The sequence below is a fragment of the Streptomyces sp. NPDC060031 genome (genome assembly GCF_042736805.1).
Taxonomy (GTDB): domain Bacteria; phylum Actinomycetota; class Actinomycetes; order Streptomycetales; family Streptomycetaceae; genus Streptomyces.
In genome coordinates this window covers 1-25985 of sequence record NZ_JBHWVM010000037.1, presented here as the reverse complement: position 1 = coordinate 25985, position 25985 = coordinate 1, and the positions used below count along the sequence as shown (strand labels likewise).

The window sequence follows — 25985 nt, the reverse complement described above, 5'->3', positions numbered from 1 at the left end:
GGCCCGGCGGCGCGCAAACCCTCGCCCAGCCCCTGCCGAGCCCGTACCCGGCCCGGCCGCGGGGGCCGGTTACCCTCACCGGATGACTTCAGACAAGATCGACGCCGCGGACGCGGGCACCTGGCGGCTCGGCGACCTGACCGTCAACCGCATGGGATTCGGCGCGATGCGCCTCACCCATCTCGCGGACGGCTCCCCCAGCGACCGGGAGCGGGTCACCGGCGTACTGCGCCGCGCCGTCGGGCTGGGGGTCAACCACATCGACACCGCCGCGTTCTACTTCTCCCCGACCCGCTCGGCGAACGAGCTGATCAACCGCGCCCTCGCCCCGTACGGCGACGAGCTCGTCATCACCACCAAGGTCGGCCCCGGCCGGGACCCGGCGGGGAACTGGTGGTGGGCCGAGCCCGGACAGCTGCGCGGGCAGGTCGAGGAGAATCTGCGCCAGTTGGGCCGGGACCACCTGGACGTGGTCAACCTGCGCCTGCCGCCCTCGGCCGCCCGCAAGCCGCTCGCCGAGCACTTCGGGGTCCTCGCAGACCTGCGTACGGCCGGGCTCATCCGGCACCTCGGGATCTCCAACGTCGCCGCCCACCACCTCACCGAGGCCCGGGCCATCGCACCGGTGGTGTGCGTGCAGAACGCGTACGGGATCGGGGCCCCGGCCGAGGAGAACGCCCTCCTGAACGCCTGTGGGGAACAGGGCATCGCCTTCGTGCCGTTCTTCGCCATCGCGGGAGCCGGCCGGGAGGCCGGCGTCGTCGCGTCCGAGGACGAGCGGGTACGGCGAGTCGCCGGGGCCCACGGGGTTTCACCGGCCCAGCTGCGCCTGGCGTGGACGCTGAACCGCGGCCCCCACGTGCTGGCGATCCCCGGCACCGGGAACCCGGAGCACCTCGTCGAGAACATCGCCGCGGGTGCGGTGCGCCTGTCGGCGGCGGAGATCGCCCTGCTCGAAGCCGCGTGACGGCGTAGCGTCCCGACGCGACGGCTGCGGTCAGCGGCGTACGGCGGCCAGGGCGGCCGTATCGGCGAAGGCGGGGATCCCTCCGGTGCCCCCGCGCCCGGACACCGAGAGGGAGGCGGCCGCCAGCCCGTAGGCGACGGCGTCCGCGAGGGTGTCGCCGAGCGCGAGCCGTGCGGTGGCGGTGCCGGTGAAGCAGTCCCCGGCGCCGGTCGCGTCGACCGGGCGGGGGTTGACGGGCACGGGGTGGTAAGCCGCCCCCGCGCCGTCGTCCAGCAGCAGCCGGTCGGCGCCCGCGGTGACGGCGACGCTGCGGGCGCCGAGCGCGCGGTAGCGGGCGGCGGCGGTGACGGGGTCGCAGGTGTCGACCAGGGCCAGCGCGTCGGCCGGGCAGGAGGTCTTGAGCAGCCCGGTCAGCGGCGCGATCCGGGCCAGCAGCTCCCGGGCCTTGCTCCGACCGGTGAGCCGGGGGCGGAAGTTCGGGTCGTACGAGAGGTGGCCGCCGGCCTCGTGCACCAGCCGGGCGGCGGCCAGCACCGCGTCACGGCTGCTCGGCGACAGGGCGCCCGCGATACCGCTGGTGATGAGCGCCCCGGAGCCGGCGAGCAGCTCGCGCCAGGACTCGATGTGCTCCGCGCTGAGCGTGGAACCGGCGCTGCGGGTGCGCCAGTACACGAACTCCCGGTCGCCCTCGGTGTCGGCGCAGAGCAGGTAGGCGCCGTTGGGGTACGGGGCGCGGCGTACGTGCGAGACGTCCACGCCGAGCTCGGCGGCGCGGGCCAGCAGCGGGACGCTGAGCTCGTCGTCGCCGACGACCGCGAGCAGCGCGGTACGGGCCCCGGCTGCCGCCGCGGCGGCCGCCGCGTTGAGGGCGTCGCCGGAATAGGAGATGCGGGCGGGGGTGCCGTCGGCGGCGTCCCGCAGGGTGGTGTCGGCGTGGATCTCCACGAGGACCTCGCCGAGCACGAGGACGTCGTACATCGCGGCCGAGGTCGCGGGCAGGGTCACGGTCGCGCCTTCCGGTCCGCACAGGCACCGCGCCCGCAGCAGGGCAGGGCCAGCTCGGCGAATACGGCGGCCAGTTCGGCGGGGTCGGCCGGCAGGCCGCTGCCGATGCCGACGGCGGCCGCCCCGGCGGCGAGCCAGTCGCCGACCTCGGCGGGCGCGATGCCGCCGGTCGGGATGATCAGGGCGTCGGGGAGGACCGCCGTGAGGGAGCGGATGAAGCGCGGGCCGCCGACGTGGGCGGGGAAGACCTTCGCGGCGCCGGCGGACCGGGCGGCGGAGGCGATCTCGCCGGGGGTGAAGCCGCCTTCGACGAAGACGGCTCGGCGCTCCGCGGCGACTTCTCGGACCTCGGGGGCCGGGTAGGGGGAGACGAGGAAGGCGGCGCCTGCGTCGAGCGCGGTGCGCGCGTGTTCGGCGGTGGTCACGGTGCCGACACCGATCAGCGCGGGGCGGCCGCGTGCGTCGGTGAGCGGAGCGGTGCGGGCGACGGCCTCGGCCCAGCCGGGCGTGGAGGTGGTGAGCTCGACGGCGCGGCAGGCGGCCGCGAGCAGGACCGCGGTCCGGCGGACGGCCTCGTCCGCGTCGGCGTCACGCAGCACGGGAAGCAGGCGCTGGGCTGCCATGACCGCGTACGGATGGCAGCGCGACGCGGACGGCACAGGTGATGCGGACGATGCGGACGGCACGGCAGCCCCCTCCATTTGTTCCACGTAGTGGAACTCGGTATCGTGTACCGGAACGATCTGGTCTAGACCCTACACAGGCTGGGAGACCCCGTGTCAACGGAAGAAGCCGCCGGCGGCGCACGCGGGGGCCGGACCTCGGCGGCCGGCTCCGCACTGGAGAAGTCCCTGAGGATCCTGGAGGCGGTGGCCGCGCCCGGAGGCCCGCACCGGCTCACCGATGTGACGGCGGCCGCCGCGGTGCCGAAGTCGAGCACGTTCCGGATCCTGGCCTCGCTGGTCGAGCAGGGTTTCGTACGCCCCGAGGGCGACGGCCGGTACGGGGTCGGACCCCGGCTCCGCGCCCTGTCCGCCGTGGTCACCGGCGGGGAGCCGGCGAGCATCGAGGAGATCCTGTACGAGCTCCGGCAGACCACCGGCCAGGCCGTGCACCTCGCCCTGCACAGCGGGGAGAGCATCACCTACATCCGGAAGCTGGAGAGCGCCCAGCCCTTCCGGACGGCCTCCCGGGTCGGCATGCGGATGCCGCTGCACACGACGGCCATCGGCAAGAGCATCCTGGCCCACCTGCCGGCCGCGGAAGCGGCGGAGCTGATCTCCGCCGCCGGGCTGCCGCGCCGGACGCCGAACACGCTCACCACGCCGGAGGCGCTGCGCGCCGAGCTGGCGGCCGTACGGGACCGGGGGTTCGCGCTCGACGACGAGGAGAACGAACCCACGATCCGCTGCATCGGCGCCGCGATCCTGGGGCCGACGGGCCGCCCGGTCGGCGGCGTCAGCGTCACCACGGTCACCTTCCTGGTCTCCCGCGAGGAGATCGAGTCGTACGCCCCGGCCCTGCACGCGGCGACCCGGGCCTTGGCCCCGCTGCTCTAGCACCCGGCCGCCGGCCCGTCGGCCAGGAGTTCGCGGGCGGTCCGCAGGTGCCGGTGGCCCGGCTCCAGGACGGGCTCGGCCTGCGCCAGGACTGCGGTCAACAGTGCCCCGGCCTCGGCCGGGCGGCCTTGGGCGATCAGGGCCCGGGCCCACTCCAGCCGGGAGTGGATCACGTGCGGGTGGCCCTCGCCGAGCACCCGGGCCCGGTCGGCGGCGAGCGCGCCCCAGGCCTCGGCCGCCTCGGCGGTGGCTCCGGCCCGGGCGGCCAGTGCCGCCAGGCTGCCCCGGATGGCCAGGGTGTGCGGATCGTCGGGGCCGATGCGTTCCTCGGCGTCGGTCAGCAGCTCCGTCAACGCCCCCTCGGTCTCGGCCGGTTCCCCCGGGCGGAACCAGATCAGGCTGCGACGGGTGGCCAGCACCTGCGGGTGCCCGGCGCCCTGGACGCGCAGCCGGTCGGACAGCAGCGCCTCCAACTGCCGGGCCGCCGTGCGCGGGTCGCCCGCCTCGCCGGTGAAGTAGGCCAGCTGGTGGCGGGTCGCCAGGGTGTCCGGGTGGTCGGGACCCAGCACCTCCCCGGTGTCCGCCGCCAGGGCCGCGAATTTGGCCGCCGCGGCCCGGGGGTCGCCGGACTCCCCGGTGAAGAAGGCCAGCTGGTGCCGGGCGGCCAGGGTGTCCGGGTGCCGGGGGCCGAGCCGGTCCGTACGCCGCCGGACGATCCCGGCGAGGTCCGCGGCGGCCCGGCGCGGCTGCCCCGAGTCCCCGATCGCGGTGGCCAGCGGCAGTTCGGCGCCCGGGACCCCGCCGCGCCGGGCGAACGCGAGTGCTTCGACGGCCCGGGCGAGGCGCCCCTCCTGGTGGGCGACCAAACCCATGTCGTAGGCGTCCGCGGGCTCCACCCGGGCCAGCAGGCCCCGCCACAGGTGGTCGGGAACCGCGCCCTGGCCCGGCGCGTTCAGCAGGTAGTCGAAGGCCGTGAAGCCGGCCCCGTAGTTGCCGACGAGCAGGCCGCTCGTGGCGTAGGCGGCCGCGCAGGCCCACTCCATCGCCGCGGCGAAGGGCTCCGGCTGGAGGTCCCCGCCGCCGCGCGCCGCCAGGTAGGGGGCGTGCAGTTCCCGCAGCCACTCCCGGGTGACGGGGCGGCGCAGCCCCGCCCGGCGGCAGTCCACCGCCGCCGTCACCACGGCGGCGCCGCGCGGATTGGCTCCGGGCGCCCAGGCGTTGTCCCAGGAGGCCAGCAGCTCCGGCCCGGCGGCCAGCACCTCCGCGACCCCGAACCGCTCCCCGGCGCGCAGCGCGGCGCCGATCCGCGGGTCGCCCCCGTGGGCGGCGGCCCGGTCACGCTCGCGCGGGGACCAGTGCCGGGGCAGCCGGATGACGGCGGCGTGCTGGAGCAGGTCCCGCTGGGCCCGCCAGGCGTCCCGGTCGGAGCCGGTGAGCCGGCTCTCCTCACGGGCGTCGTAGCGGCGGTACTCCTGGACCCGCATCGTCGCGATCACCACCGCCCGGCGGAGCGAAGCCAGTTGGGCGGCCGTGAGCCCGCCGGCGCCGAGGTGGTCCTCCAGGTCGTCGAGCCACAGCACGGCGCGGCGCCGCCGCGCGGCGATCCGTACCGCCTCGGGCAGCGCGGCGCGGGACAGCGGCCGGACGAAGGCGTGCCGGGGGTATCGGGTGCGGGCCACCTCGTAGGCGAGCCGGGTCTTGCCGGCCGTGGACTCCCCGACCACGAGCACGAAAGGGGCCCGGTCCAGGGCCTCGCGCAGCCGCGGTTCGGCGTCGCGCTCGATGTACGCGGGCGGCGGGTGCCCGGGGCCTTCGGCGGGGTGGGCGCCGGCCAGTTCGGGCCGGTCCACGCTCCGCAGCCGCGGGATCCGCCCGGCCGGGGTGCGCAGCACCTCTCCCGGGGCGGCGCCGTGCGGCTCCGCGGGGCTCATCCGTTCCGCGACGAGTCCGGAGAGGGTGGTCACCGCCGCGCCGATCCCGGCGGCCCAGGCCCCCGAGGTCCACACGGCCGCGAGCGCCACCGCGCCCGCGCCCAGCCCGACCGCACCGAGGTAGCCGAGCCAGCCCCTGGCCCGGCCGGAACCCCGTAATGGCAACGCCGACATGCCGCCCCCCACACGCCCCGTGGTCCTCCCCATTGTGACCCCGCCCGCACGTTCGGACACCCCAACGGAGAGCGGCAGTCCCGCGGTTCCCCGCAAGGGCCGTCTCCCCGCCGCCGGGCCCGCGGCGGGCGTCCGGTACGCGGCCGGGACCGGCCGGAGCAGCCGGAGGAGCTGGTGGAGGAGCTGGTGGAGCGGGCGGTGGCGGACGCCGTGCCGGGGGATGCGATGCTGGCTGCCCTGCGGCGGATCACCCGGATGGACGCCTCGGCACGGGGCTCCACCCTGGTGGCCGATCCCGCGCAGGACCGTCCCTCGCCCGGCCACCCGCCGCAGGCCGGGAACGTGTTTTGCGGATAAGTGTTATCGGGGCCCCTCTCGACGGTCTCCCAGGTATTGGGCATCATCGACCGCCGGCACGGACAGGGAACATCACATGACTACTGAGCACACGGCAGCGCTGGTCGCCGCGGCCCGCGCGGGCGATCCCCGTGCGCAGGACGAACTGGTCGGCACCTATCTGCCGCTCGTCTACAACATCGTCGGGCGGGCTCTGAACGGATCCTGCGACGTGGACGACGTGGTGCAGGACACGATGCTGCGGGCGCTCGACGGGCTGGGCGGCCTGCGCGCGGACGAGAGCTTCCGGTCCTGGCTGGTGGCGATCACGATGAACCGGGTGCGGGCGCACTGGCAGGCCCGGCAGAGCGCCCCCGGCGAGAGCGGCCTGGAGGCCGCGTGGGAGCTGGCCGACCCGGGCGCCGACTTCGTGGACCTGACCGTCACACGGCTCCAGCTGGAGGGACAGCGGCGCGAGACGGCCCGGGCCACGCGCTGGCTGGAGCCGGACGACCGGGCGCTGCTGTCGCTGTGGTGGCTGGAGTGCGCCGGTGAGCTGACCCGGGCCGAGATGGCGGTGGCGCTGGAGCTGTCCCCGCAGCACACCGCGGTACGGGTGCAGCGGATGAAGGCGCAGCTGGAGTCGGCCCGGGTGGTGGAGCGGGCGCTCGACACGCAGCCGCCCTGCGAGGGGCTTCGGACGGTGGCGGCGAGCTGGGACGGCCTGCCTTCGGCCCTGTGGCGCAAGCGAATAGCCCGGCACGCCCGGGAGTGCGTACGGTGCTCCGGGCTGTGGGGCGGTCTGATGCCGGCCGAGGGGCTGCTGGCCGGGCTGGCGCTGGTGCCGGTCTCGGCGGCCCTGCTGGCGGGCGTACGGTCGGCCGCGGCGGCCGGCTTCGACCTCGCGGGCGCGGGCTTCGACCTCTCGGGGGCGGGCTTCGACCTCTCGGGTGCGGGCTTCGCCGACGGCGCTGCCGGCGGGGGCCCCGCCGATGCGCCGACGCAGCTCACCCCGGTCCAGAGCTCGGCCGAGGGCCCGGCCGGCGGACGCGGCGCGCAGCGCAGGCGGCGCAGGAACCGGCGCCGGGTGATCGGCGGCGCGGTGCTCGCCGCCTGCGTCGCGGGCGGCGGTCTGGTGTACCTCGGCACCCTGCCCGGCAGTGGCGACTCCGAGGCGGGCGGCGCGCCCGCGGCCCCGCTGGCCGCTCTGTCGGCCACGGACGGCGCCGGGGTTCCCTCCCAGTCGGCTTCCGCGTCCCCGTCCCCGACTCCGTCCCCGTCGGCCTCCGCCTCGCCGAGCCCGTCGGCCGAGAGCCCGAGCCCCACTCCGACGCCGACCCCGTCGCAGACCCGCTCGACCCCGCCGCCCAGCCGCGCCCCCGCCCCGGCCCCCGCGCCGCAGGGCGGCACCGCCTCCCAGGTCGTGGCACTGGTCAACTCCGAACGGGCGGCGGCCGGCTGTGGTCCGCTCAAGGAGGACTCGCAGCTGCGTACAGCCGCCCAGGGGCACTCCGACGACATGGCCAAGCGGAGCTTCTTCTCGCACACCAACCCCGACGGCTCCGACCCGGGGCAGCGGACGACGGCCGCCGGGTACCGCTGGTCGACGTACGGGGAGAACATCGCGCAGGGCCAGCAGACTCCCCAGCAGGTCATGGACGCCTGGATGAAGAGCCCGGGGCACCGCGCGAACATCCTCAACTGCTCGTTCAAGGACATCGGCGTCGGCATCCACCAGGGCGCGGGCGGCCCGTGGTGGACGCAGAACTTCGGGGCCCGCCAGTGACCTGCCGGTAACCTGACGGTAGCGCGTCCCCGACGGTCTGCCCCGCCGCCTGCGCCCGGTGGCGCACCCCGCCTCCCGCCCCTGCTTCAAAACCGGGGCAAGATAGGTGCTGGAGGCAAACGGGCAGATCACGGGGTGAGGTGACGCGCATGGCTCGCAAGAAGCTCCGTCCCCACCAGCGCGAGGCGGTCGACGCCGTGGTGCGGGCCCTCGAGCTGCCCGCCGGGGGCGGGGTCCCCCGGGCGGGTCTGCGGACGCAGGTCATCATGGCGACGGGCTCCGGCAAGTCCCTGGTCGCGGTGCACGCGGCCGAGCAGATGCGGGCCGGCCGGGTCCTGGTGCTGGTTCCCTCCCTCGACCTGCTGGTGCAGACCGCGACGGCCTGGCGGGAGGGCGGCCGGACGGGGCGCGCCTTCGCGGTGTGCTCGCTGCGCGGTGAGGACGCGGGCGTGCCCACCACCACCGATCCGGCCGCGTTGGCCCGCTGGGCCGGGCGGGGGGTGGACCGGGTGACGGTGTTCGCCACGTACGCCTCGCTGGGCCTGGGCACCGTCGAGCGGGCCCATCGCGAAGGGCTGCCGGGCTGGGACCTGATCGTGGTCGACGAGGCGCACCGCACCTCGGGGCGGATCGGCAAGCCCTGGGCGGTGGTGCACGACAACAGCCGGATCCCGGCGGTCCGGCGGCTGTACATGACGGCCACGCCCCGGGTGTGGCAGGACGGCGAGGAGACGCAGGAGGGCGACGGGCCGGCGCCCAAGGGGCGGGGCGATCTCGTGGCGTCCATGGAGGACGACGCGGACGGCCCGTTCGGTGCGCGCTGTTACACCCTGACCCTCGCGGAGGCCATCGACCGGGGGATATGCGCCCCGTACCAGATCGTCTGCGTGGACGTCACCGATCCGGGGTTCCAGGCGGCCGTGCTGCTCGGTCCGGACGGGCGCTCGGACGCGGTGCGCGGGGCGCGGCTGGCCGCGTTGCAGACGGCGCTGGTGAAGGCGGCCGCCGAGCAGGGGTTTCGGCGGACGCTGGTCTTCCACCACCTGACGAGGGAGGCCGAGGCCTTCGCCGCCGGGCTGCCCGCGGTGGCGGCGCGGCTGCGGGCCGCGAACCGCTCCCCGCAGCCGGTGTATCCCCGTACCGTCTGGGCGGACTGGCTGTGCGGGCAGCACACCCCGGCGCACCGGCGGCGGGTGCTGGACGCCTTCGCCGCGTACCGGGTCGCCGACAAGGCGTTCCTCGGGAGTGTGCGGGTGCTGGGCGAGGGCGTGGACACCAAGGAGTGCGACTCGGTGTACTGGGCCGACGTACGGGGATCCATGCCCGACCTGGTCCAGGCGGTGGGGCGGGCGCTGCGGATCCGGCCCGGCGAGGGCAAGATCGCCTCGCTGGTGGTGCCGGTGCTGCTGGGGCCGGGCGAGTCCCCGGAGACGATGCTGACCTCCCGTGCGTACGGGGACCTCGCGCGGCTGCTGGAGGCGCTGCGGGCGCACGACACCCGCATGGTGGAGTCCCTGGCGCAGCCGCAGGCACCGAGCCGGCGCGGGGTGCAGGGCGCGGCGGACACGGGTCTGCGGGCGGGGGCGCGGTCCCTGCTGAGCTTTTCCAGTCCCCGCGATCCGGCGCTGCTGGCGGCCTTCATCCGGCTGCGGGTGCTGCGCCCGGAGCGCGAGCACTGGCGGCGCGGGGTGGAGGCCGCCCGGATCTACGCGGGCGCCTTCGGGGACCTGAAGGTGCCGTTCGCGTACAAGGTGCCCGCGGCCGGGGAGGAGTGGCCGCCGGGGCTGGCCGGTTTCCCGCTCGGCCAGTGGATCGCGGACGCCCGGCGTACGAACCGGCGCGGGGCGCTGGGCCGGGAGCGCCGGGCTCAGCTCGACGAACTGGGCATGGTGTGGAGCCACTTCGACGTGACCTTCGAGGAGGGGCTCGCGGCGGCCCGCGGCTGGGCGGCGGAGCACGGGCACCTGCTGCCGCCGGTGGACGCCACCTGGCGCGGCTCCCCGGTCGGGGTGTGGGTCAAGAACCAGCGGGCCGCCGCCCGCCGGGAGGGGCCGGGCGCGCTGTCGGCCGAGCGCCGCGCGGCGCTGGAGGCGGTGGACCCGGCCTGGTGTCCGGCCTGGGAGATCTCCTGGCAGCGGGCCTTCCACCTGACCCGGGTGCACCTGGAGGCGGGCGGCCGGCTCCCGGGCGGCCCCGGTGAGGCCGTGGTGCAGGGCGAGGACCTCGGGGTGTGGCTGCGGGCCCAGCGGCAGTCGTGGGACCGGCTGACCGGGGTCCAGCGCTGGATGCTGGAGCACACCCTGGGCGTGGCCCCGGACCCCGGCGGGCAACGGCCGCGGCAGCGGCTCGGCCATGGCGCCGCGTGGGCCGCGCATCTGGAGGCGGCCCGGCGGTTCCACGCCCGCGAGCGGCACCTGTTGGTCCCCCGTACGCATGTGGAGCGGGTCGGCGACCAGGAGTTCCGCCTGGGCTCCTGGATCGCCAACCAGCGTTCCCGCGCCGCCTCCCTCAGCCCGGAGCGCGCCGGGGCACTGACCGCGCTGGGCATGCGGTGGTCGGCGTCGGGGTGAGCGTCCTCAGTGGTGGAAGCCGGAGCGGGGTTCGGTGGCGGGCACGGGCGGCGGGGTCGCGGTGAGGTGTTCCACCGCGCGCCGCAGGTCGGCGACGAGCAGGGCGATCTGGTCGCGGGTCACCCCGTGGCGGATCAGGACCCGCTGGATGACCGTCTCCTGTCGGTCGGCCGGCAGCGGGTACGAGGGCACCTGCCAGCCGCGCATGCGCAGCCGGTCGGAGAGGTCGTAGAGGCTGAAGCCGGCGGCGGCCGGGTCGGTGAGCGCGTAGGAGACGGCGGGCAGTGCGCCCTCGCCGTCGTAGAGGAGGGTGAAGGGTCCCATCTCGGCGATCTCGCGGGCCAGGTAGCGGGCGGTGTCGGCGCACGCCTGCTGGACGCGCCGGTAGCCGCCGCGGCCCAGGCGCAGGAAGAGGTAGTACTGGGCGATGACCTCGCCGCCGGGCCGGGAGAAGTTGAGGGCGAAGGTGGGCATGTCGCCGCCCAGGTAGTCCACGTCGAAGACGAGGTCGGCAGGCAGCAGGTCGGCGCTGCGCCACACGATCCAGCCGACGCCGAGCGGGGCGAGTCCGTACTTGTGCCCGGAGGTGTTGACGGAGGCCACCCGCGGGAGCCGGAAGTCCCACACCACGTCGGGGTGGAGGAAGGGGGCCACGAAGCCGCCGCTCGCGCCGTCCACGTGGATGGGGACGTCCCAGCCGTGCTCGGCCTCGATGCGGTCGAGGGCGGCGGCGAGCTCGGCGACGGGCTCGTAGTCGCAGGTGTAGGTGACGCCGAGGATGGCGACGACCCCGATGGTGTTCTCGTCGACGTGCGCGGCGAGCTGATGGGGCTGCAGGCCGGTGGCGCCGGGTTCCAGGGGGATCTGGCGCAGTTCGACGTCGAAGTAGCGGGCGAACTTCTCCCAGCAGATCTGGACCGGCCCGCACACCAGGTTGGGACGGTCGACGGGGAGTCCGGCGGCGCGGCGGCGCTCGCGCCAGCGCCACTTGAGGGTGAGGCCGCCGAGCATGGCGGCCTCGCTGGAGCCGGTGGTGGAGCAGCCGGTGGCGGCGTTCGTGGCCGGGGCGTTCCACAGGTCGGCCAGGATGTTGACGCAGCGGGCCTCGATCTCGGCGGTCTGCGGGTACTCGTCCTTGTCGATCATGTTCTTGTCGAGGCACTCGGCCATCAGGCGGCGTACGCCGTCGTCGGACCAGGTGGTGCAGAAGGTGGCCAGGTTCTGGGCGGCGTTGCCGTCGAGGAGCAGCTCGTTGTGGAGCAGCTCGTAGACGACCTCGGAGGGTGAGTGGTCGTCAGGCATCCTGTTTTTGGGGAGGATCTGGCCGCTCAGTACGGACGCGAACACGTCCGTGTCAGCGTCGCGGGCGTGTGCGTCCTTCGTCTTATGGAGAGCCATATCAGGACTATAGGGGAATATCGCCCATGCACCGCGATGCACCTTCCGGCCGACTCCGGGTATGTGATCCCCTCCATAGGGATGTCGCGCAACCGAAAAAATTACTGATGAGTAGGATGTTCGCAGCAGATCTTCCCGTCCGGGCCGCTGGATCCGGACCGAACGGGAAGATCCCACTAATCGTTCTATATGAAACTTATCCGATGATGTCCGGATAGCGGTCAACTGGTGCCGCCGCCCTGATAGTTCTTCGGCCATGAAGAAGATCACCCGCCGGCAGGCCTTGGGCACCACTGCCGGTGCACTCACCGTCCTCGGCATCGCAGGCGCCACCGCGCACGCCGCCACCGCCGACCCCCGCGCGGCCACCACACCCGCCGGCACGGTCGACGAGGTGTACCAGGGCCGGCGCATCCAGATAACCCCTGCCGCGGCGGGCGGGGGCGGCCACCACGGCGGCCACCACTCCCCCGGCATGCCCACCGTCCGGATAGACGGCCGCGAACTGCACGTGATGCAGAACGCCGACGGCACCTGGATCAGCGTGGTCAACCACTACGAAACCTTCGCCAGCCCCGCCTCGCTCGCCCGCGCCGCCGTGCGGGAGCTCCAGGGCGCGACCCTCCTCCCGTTCGCCCCGATGGGAGGCACGGCATGACCGTCCGCAAGAACCAGGCCACGCTCACTCCCGAGGAGAAGCGCGCCTTCACCAACGCGCTGCTGGAGCTGAAGCGCACCGGCCGCTACGACCGGTTCGTCACCACCCACAACGGCTTCATCATGGCCGACACGGACTCGGGCGACCGGGTGGGCCACCGCTCCCCCTCCTTCCTGCCCTGGCACCGTCGCTTTCTGCTCGAATTCGAGGCGGCTCTGCAGGCGGTGGACGCGAGCGTTTCGATCCCGTACTGGGACTGGAGCGCCGACCGCACCACCCGCTCCTCGCTCTGGGCCGCCGACTTCCTCGGCGGCACCGGACGGGCCCGCGACGGGCAGGTCCTCGACGGGCCGTTCGCGTACGCGACGGGCAAGTGGGACATAGCCGTACGGGTCGACGGGCGCGCCTACCTGCGCCGGGCGCTCGGCGCCGGCGTGGCCGAGCTGCCGACCAAGGCCGAGGTGGACGCGGTGCTCGCCATGCCCGTGTACGACACGGCCCCCTGGAACAGTTCCTCCAGCGGCTTCCGCAACAACCTGGAGGGCTGGCGCGGAGCCAACCTGCACAACCGGGTGCACGTCTGGGTGGGCGGCCAGATGGCCACCGGCGTCTCCCCCAACGACCCGGTGTTCTGGATGCACCACGCCTTCGTGGACAAGCTGTGGGCCGACTGGCAGGCCCGGCACCCGCAGTCCACCTACCTGCCCGCCGCCGGCACCCCGAACGTCGTGGACCTGCGCGACACGATGCGGCCGTGGAACGACGTGACCCCGGCGGACATGCTCGATCACCGCAAGTTCTACACCTTCGACACCGAGCCGGCCGCGGCCAGCCAGCGGTAGTGCAGTTCGGGGCGGCCGACCTGGCCGTACCGGGGGGTCCGGCCCGCGCGGCCGGTGTCCACCAGGTGCTCCAGGTAGCGGCGGGCGGTGATCCGGGAGATCCCGGCCGCCCCGGCCGCCCCGGCCGCGGTCAGCCCCTCGGGGGCCGACCGCAGGAGCGCGGCGACCCGGTCCAGGGTCGGCGCGCTCAGCCCTTTGGGGAGTTCGGCCGGGCGGGGCGCGCGCAGGGCCGCCATCGCCCGGTCCACATCGTCCTGCCCGGCCGCCTCGCCCGCGGCCGTCGCCCGGAACTCCGCGTAGCGCAGCAGCCGTTCGCGCAGGGTGGGGAAGGCGAAGGGCTTCAGTACGTACTGGACGACGCCCAGCGAGACGCTCTCGCGGACCACGCTCAAGTCCCGCGCGGAGGTCACCACGATGACGTCGGCGGGGTGTCCGGCGGCCCGCAGCCCGCGCGCGAACCGCAGCCCGTGCCCGTCGGGCAGGGCGAGGTCGAGCAGCAGCAGGTCGACCCGGGTCCGCTCCAGGACGCGGGTGGCCTCGGCGAGGGAGTGGACGGCGCCGACGGCGGTGAAACCGGGCACCCGGCCGACGTACAGCGCGTGCGCGTCGGCGGCGACGGGATCGTCCTCGACCACCAGGACCCGCACCTCGGGCGCGCTCATACGGACCCGCCTTCGCCCCGCGCGGCGGACTGCGCCATCGGCAGCCGTACGGTGAACTCCGCGCCCCCACACGGACGTTGGGCAGCGACCACCGCTCCACCGTAGCGCTGGGCCACCTGACGGACCAGCGCCAGGCCGAGGCCGCGGCCCTCGCCCTTGCCCGACCAGCCCCTGAGGAACACGTCCACCCCCTCGGGCAGCCCGGGGCCGTTGTCGGCCACCCGCAGCAGCAGCTCGTCCCCCTCGGGCCGCAGGGTCACCGCGATCCGCGCCCCCGGTACGGCGGTCACCGCGTCGGCGGCGTTGTCGATGAGGTTGCCCAGTACGGTGACCAGGTCGCGGGCCGGAGGCAGCCCGGCGCCGTCGGCGAGGCTGCGGCTGTCCGGGGTGACGACCAGCTCGACGCCCCGCTCGTGCGCCTGGGCGGCCTTGCCCAGCAGCAGCGCCACGAGCACCGGCTCGCCGACGGCGGTGACGACCTCGTCGGTGAGCGCCTGGGCGAGCCTGAGTTCGGCCGTGGCGAAGTCCACCGCCTCCTCGGCGCGCCCGAGTTCGATGAGGGAGACGACGGTGTGCAGCCGGTTGGCCGCCTCGTGGGCCTGCGAGCGCAGGGCTTCACTGAAACCGCGCTCGTGGTCCAACTCACCGGCGAGCGACTGCAGTTCGGTGTGGTCCCGCAGGGTGACCACGGTGCCCCGGCGGCCGCCGCCGGCCACCGGCGAGCTGTTGACCACCAGGACCCGGTCGGCGCTCAGGTGCACCTCGTCCACCCGGGGCCGGTCGGCGAGCAGCGCGCCGGTGAGCGGAGCGGGCAGCCCGAGGTCGGCGACGCCGGCGCCCTTGAGCTCACCGCGCAGGCCGAGCAGTTCGCGTCCGGCGTCGTTGATGAGGGTGATCCGGCGCTGCCCGTCGAGCATCAGCAGGCCTTCGCGGACCCCGTGCAGGGCCGCCTGGTGGTAGTCGTACATCCGGCTCAGCTCGGCGGCGTTCATGCCGTGGGTGTGCCGGCGCAGCCGGGCGTTGACGACGTACGTGCCCAGGCCGCCGAGGGCGAGGGCGCCGCCCGCGACCCAGATCAGGGCGGTGAGCTGCTCGGCGAGCCGGGCGCTGATCGCCCGCACCGTGATGCCTGCGCTGACCATGCCGATGACGCGGCCGCCGTCCGTCAGCGGGGTGACCACGCGGATGGAGGGGCCGAGGGTGCCGGTGTAGGTCTCGCTGAAGGTCTCGCCGCGCAGGGCGGGGGCGGTGTTGCCGAGGAACCGCTCGCCGATGCGCCTCGGGTCGGGGTGGGTCCAGCGCCGCCCGTCCGGGGCCATGATCGTCACGAAGTCCACGCCCGAGTCGGTGCGCACCCGCTCGGCGTAGGGCTGGAGCGCGGCCGAGGGGTCGGCGCCGCGTACGGATTCCCGTACGGCCTCCAGTACCGACGGGGAGTCGGCGACCGCTCGGGCCACCGCCCGGGCCTGGCGCCGGGCGGCCTCCTCGGCCTGGCCGCGGGCGGTCGCGTAGGCGAAGACGGCACATCCGGCCACGACCACGGCGACCAGCAGCACCTGCATGGCGAAGAGCTGGCCGGCGAGGCTGCGCGGCGGTCGGGGGAAGCGGAGCATGGCGTTCAGTGTGCACCCGGCCGTGAACTCAATGAACGCAAGGGTGACCGGGGTCACAAGCTCGGGCGATGGTCTCCCGGAACGTATTCACCACCAGGAGGCACCGTGGCCGCCAGGCGCGACAAGACCCACTATCTCTACATCGCTGTGATCGGCGCGGTACTGCTCGGCATCACCGTCGGTTTCACCGCTCCCGGCGTGGCCGTGGAGCTCAAGCCGCTGGGCACCGGCTTCGTCAACCTCATCAAGATGATGATCTCGCCCGTGATCTTCTGCACGATCGTGCTGGGCATCGGATCGGTGCGCAAGGCCGCCAAGGTGGGCGCGGTCGGCGGACTGGCCCTCGGCTATTTCATGGTCATGTCCACCGTCGCGCTGGCGATCGGCCTGGTGGTGGGGAACCTGCTGGAGCCCGGAAGCGGGCTGCACCTGACCGAGGCCGTGCGGCACGCCGGCGAGGCGCAGGCCACGGCGGGGGCGGCAAAGAGCACGCCCGAGTTCCTGCTGGGGATCATCCCGACCACCATGGTGTCCGCCTTCACCGGGGGCGAGGTGCTCCAGACCCTGCTGGTGGCGCTGCTGTGCGGGTTCGCGCTCCAGGCCATGGGCACGGCGGGCGAGCCGGTGCTGCGCGGGATCGGGCACGTGCAGAAGCTGGTGTTCCGCGTGCTCGCGATGATCATGTGGGCGGCGCCGGTGGGCGCCTTCGGTGCCATCGCGGCCGTGGTCGGGGCGACCGGCATCGACGCGCTCAAATCGCTCGCGGTCATCATGATCGGCTTCTACACCACCTGTCTGCTCTTCGTGTTCGTGGTGCTCGGCACGCTGCTGCGGGTCTGCACCGGGATCAGCGTGTTCGCCCTGCTGCGCTACCTGGGCCGGGAGTTCCTGCTGATCCTGTCCACCTCGTCCTCGGAGTCGGCGCTGCCGCGGCTGATCGCGAAGATGGAGCACCTGGGGGTGTCGAGGCCGGTCACCGGGATCACGGTGCCGACCGGGTACTCCTTCAACCTGGACGGGACCGCGATCTACCTGACCATGTCCTCGCTGTTCGTCGCCGAGGCGATGGGCAAGCCGCTCGCACTGGGCGAGCAGATCTCCCTGCTGCTGTTCATGATCGTGGCGTCGAAGGGCGCGGCCGGGGTGACCGGCGCGGGCCTGGCCACGCTCGCGGGCGGACTCCAGTCGCACCGGCCGGAACTGGTGGACGGGGTCGGGCTGATCGTGGGCATCGACCGGTTCATGAGCGAGGCCCGGGCGATGACGAACTTCGCGGGCAACGCCGTCGCCACGGTGCTGATCGGCACCTGGACGAAGGAGTTCGACCGGGAGCGGGCCGGTGACGTGCTCGCGGGGCGGCTGCCGTTCGACGAATCCACGCTGGTCGACGACGGACACGAGGCCCCCGCCCCCGTGCCGGCCCAGTCGGCCGACGCCAAGGACGGCGTACCGGTGTGAGCGCGCGGTAGCGCAGCCGGTACGCGGCGGCGACCGGCCGGGCAGGGCTCGCCCCCACGGTGCCCCACCCGGCCGGTCTTCAACATTTGCACGCCATGGTCGAGTTTCGGCCAAGCCCGGTTTGACTCTCGTGCTGTAAAAGGTACTTCCATCCCGTGGCATGCATCTGACATCTTGCGTCCACCACTCGTTTCGTACGGCCCGGTAGGTGCCACCCGCACCGCCGGGTCGTCTTCGGAGGACGCATTGATACCCCACATATCCAGCCGACCTCGACGTACTCTCGTGCTGGCCGCCGCCCTCGGCGCGGCGCTGGCCTTCGGGGCTCCCGCCGCGCTCGCCGGCACGGCGCCGGTCTCTCCTTCCGGCACGGTCGTCCCGTCCGCCCCCGCCAAGGCCTCGGCCGCGGCGCCGACTTCCCAGAGTGCGACCTGGGCTGCCGGCACCCGCGCCTACCTGGTGATCACCGCCCCCGGTGACAGCTCGGCCGTCCGCTCGGCCGTCGCCGCCAACGGGGGTTCGGTCTTCTCGTACTACGACGCCATCGGCGTGATCGTGGCCCACTCCACCTCCAGCACCTTCGCGACGACCCTGCGCGGCGTCAGCGGGGTCCAGAAGGTGGGTGCCACCCGCACCTCGGACGTTCCGGCCGACGCCTACAACCCGGCGCTGCCCGCCAACCCGGCGCAGTCGAGCACCGCCGCCGGCGAGCCGGTCCGCGTCGACATGAGCCAGATCAAGGCCGACCAGGCCTGGGCCGTCAACCCCGGTTCCGCCTCCGTCAAGGTCGGCATCCTCGACACCGGCGTGGACGACCAGCACCAGGACCTGGCGCCGAACTTCAACGCCGCCGACTCCGCGTCCTGCGCGTACGGCAAGGCGGACACCCGGGTCGGCGCCTGGCGGGACGTGGACACCCACGGCACCCACGTGGCGGGCACCGTCGCCGCCGCCAAGAACGGCAAGGGCGTCGTCGGCGTGGCTCCGGGCGTGAAGATCTCCTCGGTCCGCGTGGCCGAGCCCGGCAACTCGTTCTTCTTCGCCGAGAACACCATCTGCGCCTTCGTCTGGTCCGGCGACCACGGCTTCAAGGTCACCAACAACAGCTATTACACGGACCCGTGGCAGTTCAACTGCCCCGACAACATCGACCAGGCCGCCATCATCGAGGGCGTCAAGCGCGCCCAGGAGTACGCGGAGAGCAAGGGCTCCCTCCAGGTCGCCGCCGCGGGCAACGAGGACTACGACCTCGCGCACAAGACGACCGACTCGGCGAGCCCGAACGACTCGACCCCGGTCACCCGCACCATCACCAACGCGTGCATGGACATCCCGACCGAACTCCCGGGCGTGGTCACGGTCGCGGCGAACGGCACCGGCGTCACCAAGGCCTCGTTCTCCAACTTCGGCCAGGGCGTCATCGACGTCGCGGCGCCCGGCAGCAACGTCTACTCCACCGCCCCGGGCGGCGGGTACAGCACCAAGAGCGGCACCTCGATGGCCACCCCGCACGTGGTGGGCGTCGCCGCGCTCATCGCGAGCGCCAACCCGGGCATCACCCCGGCGCAGATCCGCGACAAGCTGGCCACCCAGGCCAACGACGTCGCCTGCCCGTCGGACAGCCGCTGCACCGGGACGACGGCCAACAACGGCTTCTTCGGTGAGGGCCAGGTCGACGCGCTGAAGGCGGTCGGCGCCACCCCGCCGCCCGGGAAGTACTTCGAGAACCTCGGGGACTTCGCGGTCAACGACAACGCGACCGTGGAGAGCCCGATCACCGTCAGCGGTGTGACCGGCAACGCGCCGGCCACCCTCAAGGTGGGCGTGGACATCAAGCACACCTACATCGGTGACCTCAAGGTCGACCTGGTGGCGCCCGACGGCACCGTCTACACCCTGCACAACCACACGGGCAGCGGCACCGACAACATCGCCCAGACCTACACCGTCAACGCCTCCTCCGAGGTCGCGAACGGCGTCTGGAAGCTGCGCGTCAACGACAACGCCAGCCAGGACACCGGCAAGATCGACGCCTGGAACCTGACCTTCTAGTCACCGTCAGCGCCGCAGGACGTCGGCCAGCCAGTCGAAGACGACGTCGCAGTGCTGTTGTGGGGCCATCGGGGAGCAGTGCAACTGCGCCCCGGTGGCCGCCGTCAGTTTCACGTACTCGCGCCGCGAGCGGAGCAGGTCGTACATCTGCCGCGGCTGGCCCGGGTAGAACTGCTCGAAGTCGTAGTCGAGGACCAGCGTCGGAACCTTGATCCTCGGGACCACCGCGGTGACGTCGAGGCCGATCGCCGTCTGGGCCGGGGTCCACAGGTCCTTGAAGACCCGGCCGGCGCGCGCCTCGCGCAGGGCCTCCTTCGAGAAGAACGAAGCCGAGCCACGGGCTCAGGCATCCCGGCATGCTCACCACGGCCGCGAGGCGCGGTTCGAAGGCGGCGGCGCGGGCGACCAGGTTGCCGCCCGTGCTGAGGCCGGTGAGGGCGATCCGGCTGCCGTCCACGTCCCCCCGTCGCTCCAGCCAGTCGATCAGCGGCCCGACCACCTTCTCCCAGCGTGTGGTGAAGGGCACCTCCTCCACGAAGAGCAACTGCCCCTGGCCGGGACGCGCCGGCCGTGTTGATCTCGTTGACGGCGCTCAGCACCTCGCCGACCTCGGAGGCGCGCATCCCGGCGGCGCCCAGGGCGAAGAGGCCGGCGAACTCGAACCCCGGATCGGTGAAGAGCCCCATGGCTCCGGGGGCGGGATCGGGAGCCGCGGAGGCCGTGGGCGCGGCGGCAGCGGCTGCCCCGGCCGCGGTTCCTGTGGCCGCGGTGCCCGGGACGGCGAGGGCGCCGGCCCCCGCCGCGAGTCCGGTCAGGGCCGCCCGGCGGGAGATCCCGGACGGCCGCGGCTGGTGCGGTGCGCGAGCGTGCGTCATGGCAGGGACCGTAGGAGGCTCCCCCGGCGGGCCGCCCGCCGCCACACCCGTCACTGCCCCGAACGGACCCGCGTCCCCGGCCGCTACCGGGTCCGCAGTACGCAGTCCCCGCAGAAGCCGCCGCCGGGGACCTTGTAGTAGAGGCAGCAGCTGCGCCGCACGAAGGCCACACCGAGCCCCTCCTCGTGGAGGAAGGTGCCGGTGCCCCCGAGCGGGCCGCGGTCGGCCAGCAGCCCGGCGGCCGCCTCCACCGCCGCGCCGCCGGGGACCCGGTCGATCAGCACCCGCAGCGCCCCGACGAGTGCGGAAGCGGTGTTCCCGCGCAGCACCTTGGGTGAGACCCCGAACCGCTCCCGCAGCGCCGCGTCGAGCACTTCGAGGTTGCCCAGCACGTTCTCCCCGAGCTCTGCGGCCGGGAGGTACGCCGGCTCCGGCAGCCAGAGCTGGAGCGACCCCGCGACGGGCAGCCGCCACCACACCCGGTCGGCGGCGAGGTCGGGCACGCTCCCCGACAGGGCCGCGCAGCCCAGCCCGAGCGACCAGAGCCGGGAGGCGATCCCGAGCTGCGCGGTCGAGCCGGCCACCCGGCCCGGCCCGCTCCCGATCCGCCGCCCCACCTCGGTGACGTACGGCGCGAGTTGCCCGGCGTACAGCTGCGCCAGCGGCCGGAAGCCGGGCCCGGGCGGCTCCTTCCCGTACGGCACGGCGAAGAAGGGCCCTACGCCCGCCAACTGCCCCAGTACCTCGTCCATGCCCGGATGATCTCAGGCGGTGGAGGCCCGCGGGCCCGCGGGCCTCAGCTCCGGACGCCGGGCGAAAGGCCCTGCTTCGACGCGTCGGCCAGCCGCACCGCCGGACCCATCCCGTACGAGGCGGCCAGCAGCAGCGCGCCGAGCAGCAGCCAGCCGGGAATGCCCCACATCAGGAGCAGCGAGGTCAGCACCAGCGGGCCCAGGGTCCGGGCGACCGGCACCCCCGTGCCGAAGAAGCCCTGGTACTGGCCGATCCGCTCGGGCGGTGCCAGCTCGAAGCCGATCTGCCAGGAGCCGGCGGACTGCCGCATCTCGGCGTCCACCTGGAGCGCCGCGCCCACCACGAGCACGGCCGCGGCCGCCCAGCCCGCCTCGGGCAGCGCGGAGACGGCGAACACGGCGCAGGAGGCGGCCATCACCAGCCCGGAGACGCGCAGCGCGCGCCGGGCGCTGTCCAGGTCGGTCACCGGCCGGGCGGTGCGCACCTGGAACAGCATCACGGCAACGGTGTTGAGCACGAACAGCGCCGACACCAGCCAGCCGGGGGCGTTGGTGCGCTCCACGATCCACAGCGGGATCGCGAGGCTGAGCAGCGGCATCCGCAGCAGCAGGACCGCGTTCAGCAGGGTCACCAGCGCGTACGGCCGGTCCCGCAGCACCGCCAGCCGCGGCTCCCCCGCCGCCCGCTCCGGTACGGGAGCCACCACCGGCAGCGACAGCAGTACGGCGGCGCAGACCAGGAAGCTGGCGGCGTCGAGCACGAACACCGCGAGGTACGCCCGCTCGGTGTCGGCGCTCAGCGCGATGCCGCCGAGGGCCGCGCCCAGGGCCAGGCCGGCGTTGAGGACGGCCTGGAGGTGGGCCAGTACGCCGGTCCGCTCCTGCGGGGTCACGATCCCCGCGAGCAGCGCCTGCCGGGCGGCCGCCAGGCCGCACTGGGCGGTGGCGTACACGACGACGGCGGCCAGGAAGGCCCAGAAGGAGCGGATGAACAGGAAGGACGCCACCGACGCGGCAGTGGCCACCGCCAGCGCCACGGAGGTGCCGCGCGGCCCCCGCCGGTCGGCGAGCGCGCCCAGCGGCACCCCCGCGACCGATCCGACGGCCCAGGCGGCCGTCAGGCCGAGGCCGATCTGGGCGGGCGAGAGACCGACCACCCGGGTGAAATAGAGCGCCGAACAGACGTAGTAGGCACCGTCTCCGACGGAATTGCTGAGCTGGGCGGCCGCCAGTCGGCGCGGCGCTCCGGGCGGGGGCAGGATCCGTATCGTCACGGCCTCATTGGATCAGCCGCAGTGGCCCCCCGGACAGGTCCAATGAAGACCCTCTGGGGCGGGCCACTCGGCGTGGCCGCACGGACGGATCAGAGCCTTGCGAGGAACTCCAGGAGCGCCTGGTTGAAAGCCTGCGGCTGCTCCACGCCCGGCAGGTGCCCGGCCCGCTCGATGACGCGGAGCACCGAGTGCGGCATCAGGGCCTGCAGGGCCTCGGCCTCCGCGACCGGGGTGTAGACGTCGTCCCGTCCGACCAGGACGAGGCAGGGTTCGGTGAGCGCGGCGAGCACCGGCCGGTAGTCGGGGCGCTCCGCCCGCCCGCGCAGGGCGGCGGCCGCGCCCTCGGGGTCGGTCGCGAGCATCATGGCGCTCACGTGCGCCGCGGCCCACGGGTTGCCGGTCACGTTGTACGGCGCGAGCATCTTGTCGATGACCTCCCGCGCGTACGGCTCCATGCCCTCCGCGAGCAGCCGGTCGGCGAGCTCCCGGCGGAACTTCTTGCCGTCTTCGGTCTCCGGTACGGGGGAGGTGTCGGCGAGCACCAGGGCCCGAATCCGACCCGGGTGGCGCAGCCGCGTCTCCATGGCGATCTGCCCGCCCATGGACACTCCGCCGACGACCGCCTGTTCGATGTCCAGGCGGTCGAGGAGCGCGGCGAGATCGTCGGCGAAGACGGCGAACGGCGTCTTGCCGGGCACAGCCGGGTTCTCCCCGTATCCCCGCAGGTCAGGGGCGATGACGCGGTATCCGGCGGCTGCGAGGGCAGCCGTCTGGGGGGCCCACATCGTGCGGTTGAACGGATGTCCGTGGATCAGGATTACGGCCGCTCCGTCGCGGGGACCCAAGTCATCGAAAAACAGTGCCGCGCCATTGCCAAATTGGGGGTTCATGAGAGGACTTTAAGGGGCTACATTGAGCCACTCGCGTTCACCTGACAGCCCGTTGCCTTTCACCCGTGTTTTGCACGGGGGGCGACGTCAGGGACGCAGACTGTGCAACCACCCCACCGCCCAGAAGGACCGAAGGCTCCGTGCCCGTACCCGTACTCCTCGCCGGCCGCTCCGTGCGGCTCGAGCCCCTCGCCCCCCACCACACCGAGGCCTTGGCCATGGCCGGGGCCGAGGATCGTACGACTTACGCCTTCACCCCCGTACCCCACGGCGTGCAGGCGTCCCACGAGTACATCGACCGTGCCCTCGCCGATCAGGCGGCGGGTCGATCGGTCCCGTTCGCGGTGGTCAGAGCCACCGACGGGCGGGTTGTCGGTTCGACCCGGTTCCTGGAACTGGACTACTGGCAGGGGCCGCTCGTGTGGCCCGCCGTGCCGGGGGTCCCGTTCGGCGATCCGGCCACGTCGATCCCCGATGCCGCCGAGATCGGCAATACCTGGCTGTCCCCGGGCGCCCAGGGCACCGGCATCAACACCGAGGCGAAGCTGCTCATGCTCCGCCATGCCTTCGAGACCTGGGGCGTCCGGCGCATCTCGCTGCGCGCGGACGCCCGCAACGGACGCTCGCGGGCCGCGATGGAACGGCTCGGGTTCACCTGTGAAGGGGTCCGCCGGGCCCATTCCCGGGGGCTCGACGGAGCGGTCCGCAGTACGGCCTTCTACTCGATCCTCGACGAGGAGTGGCCGGCCGTACGGTCGATCATCGAGCTGAGGCTGTCGGCGGGCGCGCAGCGCAAGCGCCGCCGCAAGACGCTCATTCCGGCGTAACGGTCCTGCCCCGACGGCCCCCGTCCCCCGCCTTCCCGGGCGTCATCCCAGGAAGGCGGGGGCGAGTGCCGATGCCATCAGCCGGGCGGGGGCGCCACTGCCGTCGGCCGGCACGGAGTACAGGTCGGCGCCGAAGTCCCCGGGCAGCGAGTAGACCACCGTGTGGTCGTCCGTCCACACCACCTGGTCGTCGACGCTGCGCTCCTCCGCGAGCGGGGTCTCCCGCATCGAGGCGAGGTCCAGGACGTGGAGCCGCCAGGGCGCGTCGGCCGACAGGCCCGGTACGCGCTTCTTGAACACCAGCCGGGTCCCGTCGGGCGACAGGGACGGGCATTCCAGGTTCTCGCGCAGCGTCGTCACCGTGCGCTCGGTCAGGTCTCCGCGGACCAGGTAGGTCTGGCCGCCGGTGGCGAGGGTCGCGTAGAAGGTCTTCTCGTCGGCGGCGAAGGTGACCCCCCAGAAGTTCACGTCGGCGTTGCGGTACGTCTTGCCGTCCTTGCGGATCGTGAAGTCCTCCAGGGAGGCGTCGTACTTCCCGGTGCGCAGGTCGAGCAGCGAGGTCCGGGTGGAGAAGTTCGTGCCGGCGTAGCTGTCCCCGCCCACGAAGACCGTCCAGGCGGCGAGGTGGCCGCCGGGCGAGACCCGCGCCCGGGTGGGGATGCCGGCCAGCGGGTGGCCGGCCACCTCCTTGAGGCGGGCGTCGAGGACGACGGCCTTGTAGCCGTCCTGGACCCCGCCCTTGTCGGCCTGAAGGCAGACCCCGGTGCCCGCGGCGGAGTAGAAGCGCAGGCAGCTCACCCCGGAGGCGGTACGGGGCCCTTCGGGCGCGTCGGCCGGCACGCTGGCGAGCTCGTCGCGGTGCGGACCCCAGGCCATGTTCCGGAACACGATCCGCCGACCGCCCTCGCCCGGGGCGAGCGTGAGCTCGCCCCGGGTGATCTGCGGTCCGCCGGCCTGGGGCCGGTCCTTCTCGTCGGCCCGCGAGGAGGCCCGTACGACGGCCAGCACCCCCACGGCGGCGAGCAGGACGACGGCGCAGGCGAGGATCAGGATCCGGCGGCGGAGGGTCATGGGCGGCCTTTCGGTCGTACGGGGATCGAGGCGTCGGGGATCAGGCGTCGGCAGCGCTGTCCGCGCTGTCCGCGCCTGCCGGGCGGAGCCGTACGCACAGGACGGTGGCCGCGGCCAGCAGCGCGGCGGCGACGGCGAGCGCGGGGCGGGCGCCCCACACGGTCCAGGCGGCGCCGAAGCCGATCGAGGCGGTGAACCGGGCGAGGGCCTGCCCGGTCTGCACGAGGGCGAGCCCGCCGCCGCGGTGCTCCTCGGGCACGGCTCCGGCCGCGGCGGCCATCAGCACCCCGTCGGTGGCGGCGTAGAAGCCGCCGTGGAGCAGGAGCACGGCGTAGGGCAGTGCGGGATGGTGCCCGTCGGCGAGGAGGATCGCGTACGCGGCGAGCAGCGCGAGGTGCCCGCCGAGGAAGACGCGCCAGCGGCCGATCCGGTCGGCGAGCCGCCCGAGCGGCAGCGCGAGCAGGAAGAACGCGGCGGCGGTGCCCAGTGGCAGCAGGGCGAACCAGCGGTCGGTGATCCCGGTGGTGTGCTGGAGCAGCAGGAAGACGAAGGCGTCGCTGACGGTGCACAGGCCGAGCAGCAGCGCGCACAGACCGATCCGGCGCAGGTCGCGGCGGCGCAGCAGCCCGAGGGAGGCCCGCAGGGAGACGGGCCCGGTGTCGGAGGCGGCGGGCGTGCCCGGCGGGGGTCCCGGTCGGCGGCCCGGTACGAAGAGCACCAGCACCAGTACGCCGAGCGCGGCGACGCAGGCGCTGACGGTGAAGACGGCGTCGTAGCCGTCGGCGGCGCCGCGCAGGATGAGGAAGGCGAGGATCGGCCCGATCAGCGCGCCGGCGGTGTCCATGGCCCGGTGCACGCCGAAGGCCCGGCCGCGTTCCCCGGGGGCGGCGGAGAGCGAGATGAGCGCGTCGCGGGGGGCGGTGCGCAGGCCCTTGCCGGTGCGGTCGAGGGCGAGGACGGCCCCGATGGCGGGCAGGGTGTGCACGAACAGCAGCAGCGGCTTGCACAGCGCGGAGAGGCCGTAGCCGATCCCGGCGAGGGCCTTGTGGCGGCCGAAGCGGTCGCCGAGGTGGCCGCCGGTGAGCCGGACCAGGGCGCTGACCCCGTTGTAGAGGCCGTCGAGCAGTCCGAAGCCGAGCGGGGTGAGCCCGAGCCCGGCGACGAGGTAGAGCGGGAGCACGGCCGTGACCATCTCGGAGGAGACGTCGGTGATCAGGCTGACCGTGCCGAGGGCGAGCACCGTGGGGGCGAGGGCGGGGCGCCGCCCCGGGCGGGTGCCCGGGGC

At 74.0% G+C, this 25985-nt stretch carries 22 protein-coding genes; 10 read left to right on the top strand and 12 right to left on the bottom strand.

Features of this window, described 5'->3' with window-relative positions; translation table 11 throughout:
* The first annotated feature begins 82 nt into the window (after window positions 1-82).
* Window positions 83-967 carry an aldo/keto reductase gene (locus ACFWB8_RS18460; RefSeq protein ID WP_385227548.1) on the top strand — a complete coding sequence of 295 codons (885 nt, stop codon included), beginning with the start codon at window positions 83-85 and terminating at the stop codon, window positions 965-967.
* Between the two features lie 30 nt (window positions 968-997).
* Here ACFWB8_RS18460 and ACFWB8_RS18455 read toward each other — a convergent pair whose 3' ends face one another.
* Together ACFWB8_RS18455 and ACFWB8_RS18450 are read right to left on the bottom strand one after the other, a co-directional pair.
* Window positions 998-1972, bottom strand: a complete 975-nt coding sequence (locus tag ACFWB8_RS18455; protein ID WP_385227545.1) for a PfkB family carbohydrate kinase — start codon at window positions 1970-1972, stop codon at window positions 998-1000.
* Window positions 1969-2595: a bifunctional 4-hydroxy-2-oxoglutarate aldolase/2-dehydro-3-deoxy-phosphogluconate aldolase gene (locus ACFWB8_RS18450; RefSeq protein WP_385227542.1), complete on the bottom strand. Its 627-nt coding sequence runs from the start codon at window positions 2593-2595 to the stop codon at window positions 1969-1971. The genes ACFWB8_RS18455 and ACFWB8_RS18450 overlap by 4 nt, the downstream gene beginning before the upstream one ends.
* 153 nt (window positions 2596-2748) lie before the next feature.
* Between ACFWB8_RS18450 and ACFWB8_RS18445 the strand changes: the two genes are divergently transcribed.
* Complete coding sequence (locus ACFWB8_RS18445) at window positions 2749-3531, top strand: IclR family transcriptional regulator (protein ID WP_385227539.1); 783 nt, start codon at window positions 2749-2751, stop codon at window positions 3529-3531.
* Here the strand turns inward: ACFWB8_RS18445 and ACFWB8_RS18440 are convergent.
* Entirely contained in the window at window positions 3528-5636 is a 2109-nt protein-coding gene (locus ACFWB8_RS18440; protein WP_385227536.1) for a hypothetical protein, read from the bottom strand. The genes ACFWB8_RS18445 and ACFWB8_RS18440 overlap by 4 nt on opposite strands.
* A 174-nt stretch (window positions 5637-5810) precedes the next feature.
* Here ACFWB8_RS18440 and ACFWB8_RS18435 point away from each other — a divergent pair, with 174 nt between their 5' ends.
* The 3 genes from ACFWB8_RS18435 (at window position 5811) to ACFWB8_RS18425 (ending at window position 10328) form a co-directional block, all read left to right on the top strand.
* Window positions 5811-5993 (top strand): hypothetical protein, encoded by a 183-nt coding sequence (locus ACFWB8_RS18435; protein ID WP_385227533.1) that lies wholly within the window; start codon window positions 5811-5813, stop codon window positions 5991-5993.
* Window positions 5994-6069: 76 nt separating this feature from the next.
* Window positions 6070-7758, top strand: a complete 1689-nt coding sequence (locus ACFWB8_RS18430) for a sigma-70 family RNA polymerase sigma factor (protein ID WP_385227530.1) — start codon at window positions 6070-6072, stop codon at window positions 7756-7758.
* 149 nt (window positions 7759-7907) lie between these two features.
* Complete coding sequence (locus ACFWB8_RS18425; protein WP_385227527.1) at window positions 7908-10328, top strand: Helicase associated domain protein; 2421 nt, start codon at window positions 7908-7910, stop codon at window positions 10326-10328.
* Window positions 10329-10334: 6 nt separating this feature from the next.
* Here the strand turns inward: ACFWB8_RS18425 and ACFWB8_RS18420 are convergent, their stop codons facing one another.
* Window positions 10335-11726, bottom strand: coding sequence for a glutamate decarboxylase (locus ACFWB8_RS18420; RefSeq protein ID WP_385227524.1), 1392 nt, complete (start codon window positions 11724-11726; stop codon window positions 10335-10337).
* Between the two features lie 256 nt (window positions 11727-11982).
* Here ACFWB8_RS18420 and ACFWB8_RS18415 point away from each other — a divergent pair, with 256 nt between their 5' ends.
* Both ACFWB8_RS18415 and ACFWB8_RS18410 read left to right on the top strand, forming a co-directional pair.
* Complete coding sequence (locus tag ACFWB8_RS18415) at window positions 11983-12384, top strand: tyrosinase family oxidase copper chaperone (RefSeq protein ID WP_385227521.1); 402 nt, start codon at window positions 11983-11985, stop codon at window positions 12382-12384.
* Window positions 12381-13226, top strand: a complete 846-nt coding sequence (locus ACFWB8_RS18410; protein WP_385227518.1) for a tyrosinase family protein — start codon at window positions 12381-12383, stop codon at window positions 13224-13226. Before ACFWB8_RS18415 ends, ACFWB8_RS18410 begins: the two co-directional genes overlap by 4 nt.
* Here ACFWB8_RS18410 and ACFWB8_RS18405 read toward each other — a convergent pair.
* Together ACFWB8_RS18405 and ACFWB8_RS18400 are read right to left on the bottom strand one after the other, a co-directional pair.
* Window positions 13184-13888 (bottom strand): response regulator, encoded by a 705-nt coding sequence (locus ACFWB8_RS18405; protein ID WP_385227515.1) that lies wholly within the window; start codon window positions 13886-13888, stop codon window positions 13184-13186. The two genes, ACFWB8_RS18410 and ACFWB8_RS18405, sit on opposite strands and share 43 nt — an antisense overlap.
* Window positions 13885-15501, bottom strand: coding sequence for an ATP-binding protein (locus tag ACFWB8_RS18400; RefSeq protein ID WP_385227512.1), 1617 nt, complete (start codon window positions 15499-15501; stop codon window positions 13885-13887). Before ACFWB8_RS18400 ends, ACFWB8_RS18405 begins: the two co-directional genes overlap by 4 nt.
* Before the next feature lie 105 nt (window positions 15502-15606).
* Between ACFWB8_RS18400 and ACFWB8_RS18395 the strand changes: the two genes are divergently transcribed.
* Both ACFWB8_RS18395 and ACFWB8_RS18390 read left to right on the top strand, forming a co-directional pair.
* A complete protein-coding gene (locus tag ACFWB8_RS18395; protein ID WP_385227509.1) occupies window positions 15607-16959 on the top strand; it encodes a cation:dicarboxylate symporter family transporter in 1353 nt (450 codons plus the stop codon).
* Window positions 16960-17244: 285 nt separating this feature from the next.
* Complete coding sequence (locus tag ACFWB8_RS18390; protein ID WP_385227506.1) at window positions 17245-19011, top strand: S8 family serine peptidase; 1767 nt, start codon at window positions 17245-17247, stop codon at window positions 19009-19011.
* A gap of 6 nt (window positions 19012-19017) precedes the next feature.
* Here the strand turns inward: ACFWB8_RS18390 and ACFWB8_RS18385 are convergent, their stop codons facing one another.
* From ACFWB8_RS18385 to ACFWB8_RS18370, 4 genes are all read right to left on the bottom strand, one after another.
* On the bottom strand, window positions 19018-19236 hold the full coding sequence (locus ACFWB8_RS18385) for a hypothetical protein (protein ID WP_385227503.1): 219 nt from the start codon (window positions 19234-19236) through the stop codon (window positions 19018-19020).
* A 733-nt stretch (window positions 19237-19969) separates the two neighbouring features.
* A complete protein-coding gene (locus tag ACFWB8_RS18380) occupies window positions 19970-20638 on the bottom strand; it encodes a (2Fe-2S)-binding protein (protein ID WP_385227500.1) in 669 nt (222 codons plus the stop codon).
* 44 nt (window positions 20639-20682) lie between these two features.
* The gene (locus tag ACFWB8_RS18375) at window positions 20683-21912 is read right to left on the bottom strand and encodes an MFS transporter (RefSeq protein ID WP_385227497.1); all 1230 of its coding nucleotides are present in this window, start codon (window positions 21910-21912) and stop codon (window positions 20683-20685) included.
* Between the two features lie 89 nt (window positions 21913-22001).
* Window positions 22002-22802: an alpha/beta fold hydrolase gene (locus tag ACFWB8_RS18370; RefSeq protein WP_385227494.1), complete on the bottom strand. Its 801-nt coding sequence runs from the start codon at window positions 22800-22802 to the stop codon at window positions 22002-22004.
* Window positions 22803-22942: 140 nt separating this feature from the next.
* Between ACFWB8_RS18370 and ACFWB8_RS18365 the strand changes: the two genes are divergently transcribed.
* Entirely contained in the window at window positions 22943-23629 is a 687-nt protein-coding gene (locus tag ACFWB8_RS18365) for a GNAT family N-acetyltransferase (RefSeq protein WP_385227491.1), read from the top strand.
* A 42-nt stretch (window positions 23630-23671) separates the two neighbouring features.
* On the opposite strand, the gene ACFWB8_RS18360 is transcribed toward ACFWB8_RS18365, so the two are convergent.
* Window positions 23672-24700, bottom strand: a complete 1029-nt coding sequence (locus ACFWB8_RS18360) for a TolB family protein (protein WP_385227487.1) — start codon at window positions 24698-24700, stop codon at window positions 23672-23674.
* Between the two features lie 40 nt (window positions 24701-24740).
* A partial coding sequence (locus tag ACFWB8_RS18355) for an MFS transporter (protein WP_385227484.1) occupies window positions 24741-25985 on the bottom strand: 1245 nt, incomplete at its 5' end.

What these genes read in the sequence shown, in the direction of transcription:
- ACFWB8_RS18460 (WP_385227548.1), top strand. Translation starts at nt 83, where the DNA reads ATGACTTCAGACAAGATCGACGCCGCGGACGCGGGCACCTGGCGGCTC.
- ACFWB8_RS18450 (WP_385227542.1), bottom strand. Translation starts at nt 2,595, where the DNA reads ATGGCAGCCCAGCGCCTGCTTCCCGTGCTGCGTGACGCCGACGCGGAC.
- ACFWB8_RS18440 (WP_385227536.1), bottom strand. Translation starts at nt 5,636, where the DNA reads ATGTCGGCGTTGCCATTACGGGGTTCCGGCCGGGCCAGGGGCTGGCTC.
- ACFWB8_RS18430 (WP_385227530.1), top strand. Translation starts at nt 6,070, where the DNA reads ATGACTACTGAGCACACGGCAGCGCTGGTCGCCGCGGCCCGCGCGGGC.
- ACFWB8_RS18425 (WP_385227527.1), top strand. Translation starts at nt 7,908, where the DNA reads ATGGCTCGCAAGAAGCTCCGTCCCCACCAGCGCGAGGCGGTCGACGCC.
- ACFWB8_RS18420 (WP_385227524.1), bottom strand. Translation starts at nt 11,726, where the DNA reads ATGGCTCTCCATAAGACGAAGGACGCACACGCCCGCGACGCTGACACG.
- ACFWB8_RS18415 (WP_385227521.1), top strand. Translation starts at nt 11,983, where the DNA reads ATGAAGAAGATCACCCGCCGGCAGGCCTTGGGCACCACTGCCGGTGCA.
- ACFWB8_RS18410 (WP_385227518.1), top strand. Translation starts at nt 12,381, where the DNA reads ATGACCGTCCGCAAGAACCAGGCCACGCTCACTCCCGAGGAGAAGCGC.
- ACFWB8_RS18405 (WP_385227515.1), bottom strand. Translation starts at nt 13,888, where the DNA reads ATGAGCGCGCCCGAGGTGCGGGTCCTGGTGGTCGAGGACGATCCCGTC.
- ACFWB8_RS18400 (WP_385227512.1), bottom strand. Translation starts at nt 15,501, where the DNA reads ATGCTCCGCTTCCCCCGACCGCCGCGCAGCCTCGCCGGCCAGCTCTTC.
- ACFWB8_RS18380 (WP_385227500.1), bottom strand. Translation starts at nt 20,638, where the DNA reads ATGGACGAGGTACTGGGGCAGTTGGCGGGCGTAGGGCCCTTCTTCGCC.
- ACFWB8_RS18370 (WP_385227494.1), bottom strand. Translation starts at nt 22,802, where the DNA reads ATGAACCCCCAATTTGGCAATGGCGCGGCACTGTTTTTCGATGACTTG.
- ACFWB8_RS18360 (WP_385227487.1), bottom strand. Translation starts at nt 24,700, where the DNA reads ATGACCCTCCGCCGCCGGATCCTGATCCTCGCCTGCGCCGTCGTCCTG.